Origin of the sequence: Roseateles sp. YR242 (assembly GCF_900109745.1) — a bacterium.
Classification (GTDB): domain Bacteria; phylum Pseudomonadota; class Gammaproteobacteria; order Burkholderiales; family Burkholderiaceae_C; genus Roseateles.
Window position 1 is genome coordinate 437,513 of the sequence record NZ_FOAV01000001.1, and the last position, 12,971, is coordinate 450,483.

A 12,971-nucleotide genomic window follows, 5' to 3' on the forward strand; every position below is an offset into this window, starting at 1 on the left:
GGCCGGATCATGAAGGTCCGGGTTGTAAAACTCTGCAGCTCGGGCGATGCGGTGCGGTGCGGTGCGGAAAAGCGAAAACCCAGCGACACCCAACAACGCCCGCCAACTTCACAGCACGACACGGTGGCGGCCTTCTTCAACGAGGTGCTGGCGCAGGCCGAGCAGAAGAACTGGCTATCCAACGAGCACTTCAGCGTCGATGGGACGTTGATCCAGGCGTGGGCCAGCCACAAGAGCTTTGTTCGCAAGGATAAGCAGGGCAAGGACCGCGCAAACGCATCGAGCAAGGCTTCGGGTGGGCGAAATCCGGTGCAGGGCGTGAGTCGCGGCAGTATTTCAGCAGCCTGTTAGGCGGGCCCGGTCTATATCCCTGATAGCGAGCCCAACCCGGCTGACTGCGAGCAGAGCGCATTTCAGACATTGAGAGCGACAAAATGAGAGGCGAGCTGATTGTGAGCTTCAAGGCATCGGGCACCATGCCAGTTTAATCATTCCTCTATTGGGTGCCAAATGAAAGAGTTCCATCGCTCGCAACCCGAGGCCACCGCTTCTGCCGCTGAAAATTCAGGCGCAACAAATGATTTAGTAGATTCGAGCCCGCGTATGCTTGCGCAGCGCCGGCTGCTTCAGTCGATGGGGGCGGCACTACCGGTTCAACGGCAAATTGATGTGAGGATCACCGCCAAAAGTGATGACCGGGTAGATCTGATGGCCCAAGGCAAGAAATCCAAGTTCAAAGGAAATAGCGGTGTCGTAAACACTGGCTGGCTCAATGTTGACAAATATCGAGCTTACTGCAAGATAAACGACGAAAGAGTAGCTGAAGTTGGTCCACTTGGGAACGACTTCGAAGTACCCAATCGTGGTCATATCCTCGCCTCCCAAAATGGAGGAAGATCTGATCCGAAAAACATGTTCGCCCAGGATGGCGGCACTAACAATAGCCACTACAAGCCATTTGAGGAGGAGATGAAGCGAGAGATCGACGACGCAAATTCGCAGGATGAAATTACCTTTGTTGCCTATTTAGTAGGCGATGGGATAACACCCATCATACAGGGCGACATTATGTCGTCTGCAAAACCAACTCGCAGTCCAATCTCATCGCCAGCTAGAGCCAATAACAATGATGACAATAGCGCTGACGAAGATGACCTTTATGACTCTTCGGAGGAAAAGGAGGATTACGACGACGAGGACTTTCTGGAGAAGGAAACTTCAAGAAAGAGAAAAAGCCGGAAAATTTGAAATAACCTGAAGTCCTTCGGTGGCGCCAGGTCCTGGGAAAAGGACAAGCCCAAGTACCCGATCCGGGCCGAGGAGCTGGCCAACTGGCCGGCACCGCCCATGGCTTGGGCTGAGCCGATTTTCCCCGCAGGTGTGGAAAGGCATATCGGGCAGAGAGCCCGTTATTCTTCGCCCTCTCGGTCGCCCTGCATGGCCGGGGTCAATCCGATGTAAGTAGCACTTCCCACGAGAGGAAGTGCCAGAAAGCGAAAACCCCGATAATCCGTTGAAAAACAACGACTTACCGCGGTTGTATATTTGGTAGGCGCAATTGGATTCGAACCAATTCGTAGCCTCCGACTCACGTAGACATGGGCCCCCAGCCCGCTAGAAGGTGTCCATAGACACCCATTGTCACCCGCCAACTTCCCACCGAACTTCCCACGGCCGTCGGGCGGCGAGCCCAATGTCTTTGGTCATACAAGCCTCTGCGTCCCTCCCGATAGGCTCCTGAGCCTTAGACAGAAAAGGACAGGAAATGGCCTACGATGGTGAGGAGCTGAACGTCTGCATGGCCAAGGCGTTTGAGTTTGACAAGACCACTGCGGTGACCGTGAGCGGGGACACCTGGAATCCATGCGGGCACATGATCCTACAGGTCGGAGCTGCGGCCCCGTACTATTTCCACGTTGCCGGCATCCGGAGTCGCCCAAAATACATGCGTGAAGACGGCTTCAAACGCTACCTGAAGGAGCACAAGAAGCGTGTGCTCTCCAGGGTTGCTGTGCCGATCAAGTACCCCGAAAAGGCTCAGGCCAAGGTTGACGAACTCATGTCCAAGCCCTGGACCTGGATGGTGCTACCCAACAACTGCGCGGGCTTTCTTGAATCAATCGTCCAGGCTGGAGGCAGCTCCGCCGGGCTCTACCTGAACTGCCCCACATTGGAAAAATTCCGATGAAACGGCTGCTGATCTTCATCGGTCTATCCGTTGTCTGCGGGCCTCTTGGCGTGGTTATCTCCCTCTACACAGCACCGCCGGACACCAGTATTGATGATGGCTGGCGCCTCGCTTGGATCGGACTCGGTGCAGGCGTTGCCGTAGCGGCCCTCGGGTTTTATGCCGTAAGGCGCAAATTTGACTCATCCCGGCGATGAGCGCCCTGCTCGGTCTTTTCTCCCATCGACACGTCGCAACCGGTGGCTAGACTCGCGCCCCATCAGGGGATGGATGATGGAAAAACCGAAGCGCGAGATTGAGGTCACCATTGGCGGCGCCGTAGTGCTGCTGCTGATCGGCGCATCCGTGGGCCTGTGGGGCGGCCAGAACTTGAAGCGTGAGAAGCCACACCGGCCAGCCCCGGCTCCGACGCAGCCCAAGGTCACGGAGCACACCCTGGGCCAGGGGCAGTTGCTGGTGATCGACGTCGCCGCGCCGCTGTGGGATCCGCGTGCGCCGGGCCTATGCCACGCGCCACACCTACTGCACCGCGCTCTGCATGGCCGGCGTCAATCCGATGTACGTCGCAACTCAGGCCGGGCACAGCATCCAGGTGCTGTTCGACAGCTACGCTCGCTGGCTGGCCCGCAACGACACGGGCACCGAACGACTGCGGGCGGCGCTGGCACTTCTTCCCACCAACTTCCCACCGAGAGGGTGAGCCAGAAAGCGAAAACCCCGGAAAGCCGTTTGAAATCAACGACTTACCGGGGTCTGAATTTGGTAGGCGCAATTGGATTCGAACCAACGACCCCCACCATGTCAAGGTGGTGCTCTAACCAACTGAGCTATGCGCCTGAAGAGCTTCGCAGTATAGCCCGGAAAAATGCGCTTTCAGGTCAAAACCAAAGAAATGCGCGATTAGCGTACGCGCAATGCGTCACGCAGACGCATTTGACCTATCCATCGGCCAGAGCAGCTCCCACCAAACGCCTTGTGCTGGCTCGCCCGCCTCAACGCCGCCGCGCACTCCGAATCCCGGGCAACTGCACCAGCGTACTCAGCGTCTGGTTCAGCCGCTGTGCATCACTCACCTCCACGGTGAAATTCATGCGGGACAGATCGGAACGTGTCGGCTTGCCCTTGCCGCTTTGCTGGTTCACCGCAATGACGGCGAGCTTGTCCTTGGCAAAGAGCTCCAGCACATCGCGCAGCAGGCCTGGCCGGTCCACCGCTTCCACCACCAGGTCCACCGGATATTGCGGGGCCTTGCCCGTCTTGTCCGATGCGGGCTCGCCCCAGGCCACCGCAATGACACGCTCCGGCGCGCTACGCGCCATCTCGCGCAGGTTGGCGCAATCGCAGCGGTGGATGGCCACGCCCTTGCCGCGTGTCACGTAGCCGGTGATGACATCCGGTGGCGCCGGGCGGCAGCAACGCGCCAGCGTGGTGAGCAGCGAGTCCACCCCCACCACCAGCACGCCCCCTTTGGGCGCCCGCCCCTCTGCGGCCGGCCCGCGAATGTGCTTCTGGGCCAGCAGCGCGTCCTCGTCCGTCTCCGGCACGGGGGGGCGCAGCAGTGTCTCGATGTTGCGAAGCGAGTATTCGTCCTTGCCCACCACCTCGAACAAGGCGTCCGCGTTGCGGAAGCCCAGGCGCCCGGCCAGGTCTTCGAGCTTGATGGCCGTCTTGCCTTCGCGCTGCAGCGCCTTTTCCACCAGCTCCCGCCCCTTGGCAATGGTCTGGGCCTGGGCTTGCGCGTTGAACCAGGCTCGCACCTTGGCCTTGCTGCGCTGGCTCTGCAGATAACCCAGTTCGGGATTCAGCCAGTCGAGGGATGGCCCGCCGCCTTCGCGCAGCGCCACGATCTCCACCGTCTGTCCACTCTTGAGGGGGGTGTTGAGCGGCACCATCTGCCCGTCCACCTTGGCACCGCGGCAGCGATGGCCGAGGTCGGTGTGCAGCGCATAGGCAAAGTCCACGGCGGTGGCGTCCGCACACAACTCCACCACATTGGCCTGCGGGGTGAAGACATAGATGCGGTCATCGAAGGTAGGGCCGCTCTCGGCGACAAAGTCCCGCTCCCAGGCCAGCAGTTGCCGCAGCACTGCCTTGCGGGCCTGGGCCACCTGCTCTTCGAATTCGCCCGCCGCCGTCACGCCGGCATAGCCCTTGGTGCCGGCCTCCTTGTAGGCCCAATGCGCCGCCACACCGTGTTCAGCGTGTTCATGCATGGCGCGCGTGCGGATCTGCACCTCCATCGGCCGGCCGTCGTCAGCCAGCACCACCGTGTGCAACGACTGGTAGCCGTTGGGCTTGGGTCGGGCGATGTAGTCATCGAACTCGCCGTCCACCGGCTTGTACAGCTCGTGCAGGCGGGCCAGCACGGCATAGCAGTCCGCCACGTCCGGCACGATGACTCGCAGCGCACGCAGATCGAAGACCCGCTCCAGCGTGAGGCCCTTGCCCCGCATCTTCTTCCAGATGCTGTAGAGATGCTTCGGGCGGCCTTGCACCTGGGCCTGTAGCCCTTGCGACTGGAGCGCCTGCTCCAGCGTGGACCGCACCGATTCCACCGACTGCTCGCGCTCGACCCGCTTCTCATGCAGCGCCTTGGCAAGCTCATGGTATTGCTCGGGCTCCATGAAGCGGAAGGACAGGTCCTCCAGCTCCCACTTGATCTGCCAGATGCCCAGCCGGTTGGCCAGCGGCGCAAAGACCTGCAGCGATTCGGCCGCCAGCGCGCGTGGGCAGGCGGTCTTGCTGGCAGCGAACCAACGCAGCGTTTGCAGGCGGGACGCCAGGCGCAGCAGCACCACGCGCAGGTCACGCGAAAACGCCAGCAGCATCTTGCGAACCAGCTCGGTCTGCTCCTGGCGGCGCTGGTCTTCCACCTTGGCCTCACGGGCCGCACGCTGGATCTGCACCAGACGGCGGGTGTGGCTGACCAGGCTGGCATCACTCTCGCCAAAGGCCTTGGCGACGATCTCTTCCGGCTTGTTGAGATAGTCCCCCGCATACACCAGGTAGGAGGCCGCCCGCATCGAGGGCGCCGCGCCCACCCCGGCAAGGATGGCGGCCACACCGTCCGCGTGGTCCAGCGCCAGCTCGCCGGTATCCAGCACATGGCCTGCCAGCAGGGGCTCGGCAAAAGCACGGGCCCGCTCGATCGGGTCGATGGCCTCGGCGCGGGTTGGCTGAGCCGCCGGCAGGCGGCTGGGGAGGTCGCCCTCGAGCAATGCCACGATGGGCGAGGCCTGCTCGGGACGCAAGCCCAACTCTGTCTTCATAACGCGAACTTCTTACTGCTAAGTCCGATCGCCGCCTGCTTCACAGGGGGCCTGGATCGAATCAAGGGGTGCTCCCCTCCAGGAAGCCTTCCACCACGGCGATCTGATCGTCGGTGACCAAGGTCGGCGCATGGCCGACACCCGGGAATTCAACCACACGTGCACGGGGGCCGCGCTGCGTCATGGATTGGGCGGTGGCGGCGCTGAGCAGGTCCGAGACGCCGCCGCGCATCAGCAGGGTCGGGCAGCGGACGGCGTCATAGGCGGCCCACAACTGGGCCTCGCCGGCCTTGGCCAGTTCGGGCGTCAGCCCGGCCAGGCCCTGGCCGATGCGGGGGTCGTAATGCAGGCGGCAACGGTCGCCATCCGCCTTGAACATGTGCAGCGACAGCGCAAGCCATTGTTCGTCCGTGTGCGGACCGAAGCCTTCGGAAATGCTGCGCAGGTAGTCGGCTCCCTGCTGGCAGGTCTCGAACTGCGGCGCCCGGCCCAGATAACCGGCAATGCGCAGCAGCGCTTCATATTCGATGGTCGGCCCCACATCGTTGAGGATGAGCCGGCGGATCGGGCTTGACGGCATGGCCGCCAGGGCCAGGCCGATCAAGCCTCCCATGGAGGTTCCCAACCAGTCCACCTGGGAGACCCCCAGCCGGGCCAGCAGTGCCACCATGTCCGACACGTACTGGGGCAACTGATAGTTGCGGGGATCGCCGAGCCAGTCGGATTCCCCACGGCCCACCACATCCGGGCAGATGACACGGTAGCGGTCGCTGAGGCGGCTCGCCAGCGCGTCGAAATCCCGCCCCTGGCGGGACAGGCCATGCACACAGACCAGTACCCGGGGGTTGTCGGCCTGCCCCCACTCCCAATAGGCCATCCGGTGGAGACCGCACGGGCTCAGCGCCTGGACATTTTTCAACAAGGGTTCAGACATCGCTCGTATCCTTTGCATCCATCCTAACAACCCTGAAGAGGACCTGGCATGTTGAAAGGCAAGACGGCACTGGTCACTGGTTCGACCAGCGGCATCGGCTTGGGGATTGCCCTGACGCTGGCGCGTCAAGGCACCAATGTTGTGCTCAATGGCTTCGGTGACACGGAAGGTCCCCGCCAGGAGGTGGAAGCCGCAGGCCAGGCGCACGGCATCAAGGTGGGTTATCACGGGGCCGACATGAGCAAGCCAGCCGAGATCGAAGCGATGATGGCCTACATCGACAAGGACTTCGGGGGCTGCGACATCCTGGTCAACAACGCCGGCATTCAGTTCGTCGCCAACGTGGATGAGTTCCCGGTGGACCGCTGGGACGCGATCATTGCCATCAACCTGACCAGTGCCTTCCACACCATGCGTCTGGCGCTGCCGGGAATGAAACAACGCCACTGGGGCCGCATCGTCAATATCGCGTCCACCCATGGCCTGGTGGCTTCGGCCGGCAAGTCGGCCTATGTGGCGGCAAAACATGGCCTGATCGGGCTGACGAAGTCCGCAGCCCTGGAAACCGCCACGCTGCCAGTGACGGTTAACGCCATCTGCCCTGGATGGGTGCTGACACCGCTGGTGCAAAAGCAGATCGACACACGGGCCACCAAGGAAGGCATCGAGGTGGCCGAGGCCAAGCGCCAGTTGCTGGCCGAGAAACAGCCCTCGCTGCAGTTCACGACGCCGGAGGAGCTGGGCGCCCTCACCGTCTTCCTGTGCTCAGACGAAGCCGTCAACGTGCGGGGCCAGGCCTGGGCCATGGATGGTGGCTGGACGGCGCAATAAACAGAGCGCCACCTCAGCAGAACGCCACGGCGGCCGCCACCGCATTCTGGCAGCGGCGGCCTTCGCGCTGACCGAACTCAGCGCGTCATCACGACGTTGCCATTCACGCTCACCGTGACCGTGGCCTTGCCGGATTCCACCGGCAGCGCCATGTCAGCAGCAGCCGTGGCCATCGGCTTGTACATGCGCTCGGCCATCATCGGCGCGCCGCCGTCCGTGTTCACGCTGACCTCGCCGATCTGGAAGCCGCGATAACCAAACTGCTTGGCGTACAGACCGGCCTTGGTCTTGTAGTTTGCGATGGCATCCGCCACCACGCTCTCTTCGGCCTTCTCACGAGCCTCCCGGGAGAGACCGTAGTTCACCCCGGCGATGTTCAGCGTCCGGATACGGCTGGTCAGCTGCGAGATCGCATCCATGTCCCGCCCCCTCACCACCAGCTCCACACTGCCGATCCAGCCGGTGATCTGCGTGGCGTTGCTCCTGTTGTTCACGCGGGCTTCGCCATAACGCGGGTAGACCGAGAACGCACCGGCCTGCACATCGACCTGACCAGGCTTGGCCACCTTGCGCGCTTCTGCCAAGGCCGCATCCAGCGCCTGCTTGAGCTCACCCTGGACGGCGGAGGGCTCCTTGCCTTCCCGGGTGGTGGAGAACGTCAGCGTCAGCAGATCACGCGCCACTTCGGTGCTGGCGGAGGCCTGGAGGTTGAGCACATCGGTCCGCGGCCCCACGGTTTGAGCCTGTACAAGGGTGGTGGCAGAGACGGCAAGCAGCGTGCCCATCGAGCCCGCCACCATCCAGTGGTTCAACCAGTGTTGCTTTCGTGTCATTCGGGTTCCTACCAAAGTCGGGGGTAACCAGCATAACAACGGGGGAGACTGCCAAGGATCACCGGGAGCCGTTACATAAGTTGTAACTAACCCGTAAGGGCTGCTGCATACCGCAAACAAGGCCAAAAAACGCCCTTACAGTGCCGCTGTTACAAATTCAGGAGTGGCCGCCATGCAAAGCAACACCCGCCCCAACCGCGTCTTGGTCGTGGACGACGATGCACGCATTCGCGACCTGCTGCGCCGTTATCTGGCGCAAGAGGGATTCGAAGTCTTGCTGGCCGAGGACAGCAAGGCACTGAACAAGCAGCTGACACGCGAGACGGTCGATCTGATCGTGCTCGACCTCATGCTGCCTGGCGAAGATGGTTTGTCCATCTGCCGCCGCCTGCGCGCTGCAGGCGACAGCACGCCCATCATCATGCTGACCGCCAAGGTCGAAGAGGTGGACCGGATCGTGGGCCTGGAAGTGGGCGCCGACGACTACCTGGCCAAGCCTTTCAACCCGCGCGAGCTGCTGGCCCGTATCAACGCGGTGCTGCGCCGCCGCCCGCCGCCGGAAGCACCGGGGGCGCCGTCCAAGGAGCCGATGACGGTGAACTTCGGCCCGTTCGAATTCGACCTGGCGCTGCGTCGCCTCTCGAAGAACGGCGAGCCGGTGCCGCTCACCACAGGCGAGTTCTCCATGCTCAAGGCCCTGGTGCGCCACCCGCGCCAACCGCTGTCGCGCGACAAGCTGGCCATGCTGGCCCGCGGCCGCGAGTTCGAACCTTTCGACCGCAGCCTGGACGTGCAGGTGTCCCGCCTGCGCAAGCTGCTGGAAGAAGACCCGGCACAGCCTCGCTTCATCCAGACGGTGTGGGGCGTGGGCTACGTGTTCGTGCCCGACGAAGCCGCCTGACCTTGGCTGGCAGACTGACCCGGCAGAACTCGGACATTCACCCGCTGTGACCCCACCCCGCTTAGCGCTCAACCTCTTCTGGCGAACCTTCGCGCTGCTGGCCTTGCTGCTGGCGGCGGGGGTGCTGGCGTGGCAGCAGACGTTCAAGGCGCTGGAGGCTGAGCCCAAGGCGCTCGAAGCTGCCCAGCAGTTGGGCGGACTGGTGAACCTGTCACGTGTGGCGCTCTCCAGTACCGACTCGATCAACCGCGTCGCTGTCGTCAAGTCCCTGGCCCGCAGTGAGGCCGTCCAGGTGGAGGTGGCCGAAGCCACCGACCGATGGATGCCCTACGAGAACTCCCCCTTTGCGCAGCGTCTGCGCAAGGAACTGGTCTCTCGCCTGGGCCCGCAGACGGTGCTGGCCAGCGGCCTGAATGGTGTGCCCGGCCTGTGGGTGCGGTTCGATGTCGGCCCGGACCAGTTCTGGCTGCAGACCAACCCCGCCCCGCTGCAGGCCAACATGTCCAGCAACTGGTGGTGGATCGTCATCGCACTGGGCGCCTCTCTGCTGGGGGCGGCGGCCATCGCGCGGCTGATCAACCAGCCGCTGCGTGAACTCTCCATTGCCGCCAGCCGCATCCGCGAAGGTGAATACGACTCCCGCCTGGACGAAAGCACCCTCACCAGCGAGATCCGCGAGGTGAACATGGGCTTCAACCGCATGGCGCGCGAGCTGGCCAAGATGGAAGAAGACCGCAGTGTGATGCTGGCCGGCATCTCGCATGACCTGCGCACGCCGCTGGCCCGCCTGCGGCTGGAAGCGGAGATGAGCGTCACCGACGAACAGGCCCGCCAGTTCATCGCGCAGGACATCGACCAGCTCGACGCCATCATCAACAAGTTCATGGACTACGCCCGCCCCAGCGAGCTGCAACTCACCGCCATGAACCTGCGTGAACTGGTCGAGCGCGAGGCCCAGGGCTTCCGGGACCCGGCGCAGATCCAGATCAGCGTGCGCCTCTCGGCAGCGCTGCGGATCTGGACGGACGGCACCGAGTTCGGCCGCATCATGCTGAACCTGTTCGAGAACGCCCGCCGCTACGGCCGCCATGGCGACGAGCCCGCGCGTGTGGAGGTCACCGCCGAGGCCGACAGCGCCTGGGTGTTGCTGACCGTGCGCGACCACGGCCCCGGCGTGCCACCGGACAAGCTGGCCAAGCTGACCACGCCCTTCTACCGGGGTGATAGTGCCCGCACGGCAGCGACGGGCGCCGGCCTGGGCCTGGCCATCGTCGAAAAATCGATGCAGCGCCTGGGCGCGCAGTTGCGCCTGGCCAATGCCGAGGACAGCGGCTTTGTGGCGCAGTTGCGGCTGAAGCGCGCGAACGTCTGACGGGCTCAGCCCCCTGCCCGCAGCAACAGGCAGACGGCCCGCGCCTCGATCGCCCGCAGCTCTCCGACGGGCCCCATCTTCTCGGCCGTCTTCGCCTTGACGTTGATCTGCTGCAAGTCGATGCCCAGCACCTCCGCCAGCCGTTGCCGCATGGCCGGGATGTGGGGCGCCATCTTCGGCGCCTGCGCAATGATGGTGCTGTCGAGGTTGCCGATGACCCAGCCCGCCCCCTTCACGCGCCGATAGGCCTCGGCCAGCAGCACCATGGAGTCCGCCCCCTTGAACTCGGCGGCGGTGTCCGGGAACAGCTTGCCGATGTCGCCAAGCGCCGCGGCGCCCAGCAGCGCATCCGTGATGGCGTGCGCCAGCGCGTCCGCATCGGAGTGCCCCAACAGGCCATGGGTATGAGGGACGGTCACGCCGCCCAGGATCAACGGTCGGCCGGTCACCAGGGCATGGGTGTCCCAGCCTTCACCGATACGGAATGGAGTCTGCATGTGAATCGCTTGTGGTCTTGAGGATGGGGAGGTGCCGGTTCAGATGCGCGGTTCAGCGGCTGCGAAGCAGACGCTCCGCCAGCGCGAAGTCTGCCGGCCAGGTGACCTTGAAATTCTCCATGGACGCTTCCACCAGCCGCGGCTGGTGGCCCAGGGCCTCCACCGCGCTGGCCTCGTCCGTCACGGCGGCCAGGTCGCCGGCCAGCGCTGGCGCGAGCAGACCCCAACGGAACATCTGGGGCGTCTGCGCTGCCCACTTGCCGCGCCGGTCCACGGTCGCCGCCACCCGAGGCTCGCCTGAGGGCGCCGTACCGCCGGTAGGGCCCTCCACGGATTTCAGCGTGTCCGCCACCGGCACGGCCAGCAGCCCGCCCACTTCGTCGTCATCGCAGGCGTCGATGAGCTGGTCCACCCATTCCGGGCGCAGCAGGCAACGCGCGGCGTCATGCACCAGGACCCAGTCATGGGCCAGCACCCCCTGCTCACGCAGCACCTGCAGGCCATTGGCCACAGTGTCTGCACGGGTGGTGCCGCCACAGCGCGCCACCCAGGCTCGCGGGCCGGTGAAACCAGGCACTTCCTGCTCGAACTGGTCGTCCTCTGCCGACAGCACCACCAAGGTGGCTTCGATGCGGGGCACGGCGGCCAGCGCGGCCAGCGTGTGGCCGATCATGGCCTGGCCGGCCAGGGGCACATATTGCTTGGGGCGATCGGCACCGGACCGGGTGCCGACGCCTGCGGCGGGCACCAGCGCAAAACAACGAGGCACCACGCCCATCGGAAAATCGCTCATGAGGCCATTGTAGAGAGCGCCTGGAGAGCGCCTCTCACCCTGCCAGCGCGACCGGCGCCTTCCCGCGAGTTTCAGCGAGAATTCGGTAGACGTCCATGAAGGCTGTCAGCTCAGCGCGGCCGGCATCGGGTGTGCGGCAGACGTCGTCCCGGGTTGGATTGCTCGGCTGCATGTCGCCCGGTGGCGGGTCCTCGGCCCGTCCTTTGTGGTGTCTAGCCGACTGATATCGGCCTACCCCGTCTCCGCCCAACCGCTCCACTCGGCTCAACAGCCGCTTTGCTCTCCGCCAGGTTTCCCACTGTGTTCTCCATCCCAGACATTGAGCAACGCCTGAGCGCCCTGGGCGCCAACACCGCCCACCGCGAGCGGGTGCTGCGCCATTGGGTGCAGGCGCTGCCGCTTACCCAGGGCCGCCGAAAGCTGGACCATTTCCTGCCGCAGGCCGTGCGAGACGCCCTGCCCGAGCTCATGGCCGACCTGGATGGACTGACCCGTCTCGTGGAAGAACACCCAGGTGCCGACGGCTCGGCCCGGCTGCTGGTGGCATTGCGGGATGGCCAGACGGTAGAGAGCGTGTTGCTGCCCCGTGACGGCCTGTGTGTATCCAGCCAGGTGGGTTGTGCGGTGGGCTGCCAGTTCTGCATGACCGGCCGGGATGGCCTGATCCGCCAGGTCAGCAGTGCCGAGATCGTGGCGCAGGTCGCGCTCGCGCGTCAGCGTCGCGCGGTGAAGAAGGTGGTTTTCATGGGCATGGGCGAGCCTTCGCACAACCTGGAAGCGGTGATGGAGGCGATTCAGCTGCTGGGCACGGTGGGCAACATCGGCCACAAGAACTTGGTGTTCTCCACGGTGGGTGACCCGCGCGTGTTCGAACGGCTGGCCAGCGGGCCAGTCAAGCCGGCCCTGGCCTTGTCGCTGCACACCACCAAACCCGGGCTGCGTCGCGAGTTGCTGCCGCGCGCGTCCAGGTTGACGCCGCAGGAGATCGTGGAAGCGGGAGAACGTTATGCCCGTGAAACGGGCTACCCGATCCAGTACCAGTGGACCTTGCTGGACGGTGTGAACGACGGCGACGATGAACTCGACGCCATCGTGGCTCTGCTCAAAGGCAAGTACGGTGTGCTCAACATGATTCCTTACAACAGCGTGCCCGAACTTCCCTTCCAACGGCCGGAATGGGAGAAGGCACGCGACCTTGCTCGCCGTCTTCATCAACGAGGCGTCCTGACCAAGCTGAGAGATTCAGCCGGCCAGGACGTGGACGGCGGGTGTGGTCAGTTGAGGGCGCGAGCGGCGCCGCCGCAACGCGGCCGTACCATCCCGATCCAGTCAGCGGATTGATCAGCCGACTGA

The 12,971-nt window shown here is 64.1% G+C and carries 12 protein-coding genes, 1 tRNA gene and 1 pseudogene; 8 read left to right on the plus strand and 6 right to left on the minus strand.

Going from position 1 to position 12,971, the window contains the following annotated elements:
* Nucleotides 1-114: 114 nt before the first annotated feature.
* The 4 genes and pseudogenes from BMY53_RS25280 to BMY53_RS25810 all read left to right on the plus strand — a co-directional run.
* Nucleotides 115-267, plus strand: a pseudogene (locus BMY53_RS25280) (IS5/IS1182 family transposase); the annotation flags it as partial.
* Nucleotides 268-510: 243 nt separating this feature from the next.
* Nucleotides 511-1,248 carry a DNA/RNA non-specific endonuclease gene (locus tag BMY53_RS25285; RefSeq protein ID WP_143073879.1) on the plus strand — a complete coding sequence of 246 codons (738 nt, stop codon included), beginning with the start codon at nt 511-513 and terminating at the stop codon, nt 1,246-1,248.
* Between the two features lie 517 nt (nt 1,249-1,765).
* Nucleotides 1,766-2,188, plus strand: a complete 423-nt coding sequence (locus BMY53_RS01895) for a hypothetical protein (RefSeq protein WP_092943048.1) — start codon at nt 1,766-1,768, stop codon at nt 2,186-2,188.
* A gap of 490 nt (nt 2,189-2,678) precedes the next feature.
* On the plus strand, nt 2,679-2,888 hold the full coding sequence (locus BMY53_RS25810; RefSeq protein ID WP_092943050.1) for a site-specific integrase: 210 nt from the start codon (nt 2,679-2,681) through the stop codon (nt 2,886-2,888).
* A 60-nt stretch (nt 2,889-2,948) separates the two neighbouring features.
* On the opposite strand, the gene BMY53_RS01905 is transcribed toward BMY53_RS25810, so the two are convergent.
* From BMY53_RS01905 to BMY53_RS01915, 3 genes are all read right to left on the minus strand, one after another.
* Nucleotides 2,949-3,025 (minus strand) — tRNA-Val (locus BMY53_RS01905).
* A gap of 155 nt (nt 3,026-3,180) precedes the next feature.
* Complete coding sequence (locus tag BMY53_RS01910) at nt 3,181-5,457, minus strand: RelA/SpoT family protein (RefSeq protein ID WP_092943052.1); 2,277 nt, start codon at nt 5,455-5,457, stop codon at nt 3,181-3,183.
* Nucleotides 5,458-5,518: 61 nt separating this feature from the next.
* Nucleotides 5,519-6,391, minus strand: a complete 873-nt coding sequence (locus BMY53_RS01915) for an alpha/beta fold hydrolase (RefSeq protein ID WP_092943054.1) — start codon at nt 6,389-6,391, stop codon at nt 5,519-5,521.
* A gap of 48 nt (nt 6,392-6,439) precedes the next feature.
* Here BMY53_RS01915 and BMY53_RS01920 point away from each other — a divergent pair, with 48 nt between their 5' ends.
* The gene (locus BMY53_RS01920; protein WP_092943056.1) at nt 6,440-7,222 is read left to right on the plus strand and encodes a 3-hydroxybutyrate dehydrogenase; all 783 of its coding nucleotides are present in this window, start codon (nt 6,440-6,442) and stop codon (nt 7,220-7,222) included.
* 77 nt (nt 7,223-7,299) lie between these two features.
* Here the strand turns inward: BMY53_RS01920 and BMY53_RS01925 are convergent, their stop codons facing one another.
* Nucleotides 7,300-8,055 (minus strand): SIMPL domain-containing protein, encoded by a 756-nt coding sequence (locus tag BMY53_RS01925; protein WP_255369987.1) that lies wholly within the window; start codon nt 8,053-8,055, stop codon nt 7,300-7,302.
* 172 nt (nt 8,056-8,227) lie between these two features.
* Here BMY53_RS01925 and ompR point away from each other — a divergent pair, with 172 nt between their 5' ends.
* Complete coding sequence (ompR, locus tag BMY53_RS01930) at nt 8,228-8,956, plus strand: osmolarity response regulator transcription factor OmpR (RefSeq protein WP_092943060.1); 729 nt, start codon at nt 8,228-8,230, stop codon at nt 8,954-8,956.
* A 46-nt stretch (nt 8,957-9,002) separates the two neighbouring features.
* The gene (locus BMY53_RS01935) at nt 9,003-10,328 is read left to right on the plus strand and encodes an ATP-binding protein (RefSeq protein ID WP_092943062.1); all 1,326 of its coding nucleotides are present in this window, start codon (nt 9,003-9,005) and stop codon (nt 10,326-10,328) included.
* A 5-nt stretch (nt 10,329-10,333) separates the two neighbouring features.
* Here the strand turns inward: BMY53_RS01935 and ispF are convergent, their stop codons facing one another.
* Nucleotides 10,334-10,825 (minus strand): 2-C-methyl-D-erythritol 2,4-cyclodiphosphate synthase, encoded by a 492-nt coding sequence (ispF, locus tag BMY53_RS01940; RefSeq protein ID WP_092943064.1) that lies wholly within the window; start codon nt 10,823-10,825, stop codon nt 10,334-10,336.
* 52 nt (nt 10,826-10,877) lie between these two features.
* The gene (gene ispD, locus BMY53_RS01945; protein WP_255369988.1) at nt 10,878-11,618 is read right to left on the minus strand and encodes a 2-C-methyl-D-erythritol 4-phosphate cytidylyltransferase; all 741 of its coding nucleotides are present in this window, start codon (nt 11,616-11,618) and stop codon (nt 10,878-10,880) included.
* A gap of 300 nt (nt 11,619-11,918) precedes the next feature.
* Between ispD and BMY53_RS01950 the strand changes: the two genes are divergently transcribed.
* Entirely contained in the window at nt 11,919-12,959 is a 1,041-nt protein-coding gene (locus BMY53_RS01950; protein ID WP_092943068.1) for an RNA methyltransferase, read from the plus strand.
* Nucleotides 12,960-12,971 lie beyond the last annotated feature (12 nt).

Excerpts from the sequence above, each read along its gene's own strand:
- BMY53_RS25285 (WP_143073879.1), top strand. The coding sequence starts at position 511 with ATGAAAGAGTTCCATCGCTCGCAACCCGAGGCCACCGCTTCTGCCGCT.
- BMY53_RS01895 (WP_092943048.1), top strand. The coding sequence starts at position 1,766 with ATGGCCTACGATGGTGAGGAGCTGAACGTCTGCATGGCCAAGGCGTTT.
- BMY53_RS01910 (WP_092943052.1), bottom strand. The coding sequence starts at position 5,457 with ATGAAGACAGAGTTGGGCTTGCGTCCCGAGCAGGCCTCGCCCATCGTG.
- BMY53_RS01915 (WP_092943054.1), bottom strand. The coding sequence starts at position 6,391 with ATGTCTGAACCCTTGTTGAAAAATGTCCAGGCGCTGAGCCCGTGCGGT.
- BMY53_RS01920 (WP_092943056.1), top strand. The coding sequence starts at position 6,440 with ATGTTGAAAGGCAAGACGGCACTGGTCACTGGTTCGACCAGCGGCATC.
- BMY53_RS01925 (WP_255369987.1), bottom strand. The coding sequence starts at position 8,055 with ATGACACGAAAGCAACACTGGTTGAACCACTGGATGGTGGCGGGCTCG.
- ompR (WP_092943060.1), top strand. The coding sequence starts at position 8,228 with ATGCAAAGCAACACCCGCCCCAACCGCGTCTTGGTCGTGGACGACGAT.
- ispF (WP_092943064.1), bottom strand. The coding sequence starts at position 10,825 with ATGCAGACTCCATTCCGTATCGGTGAAGGCTGGGACACCCATGCCCTG.
- ispD (WP_255369988.1), bottom strand. The coding sequence starts at position 11,618 with ATGAGCGATTTTCCGATGGGCGTGGTGCCTCGTTGTTTTGCGCTGGTG.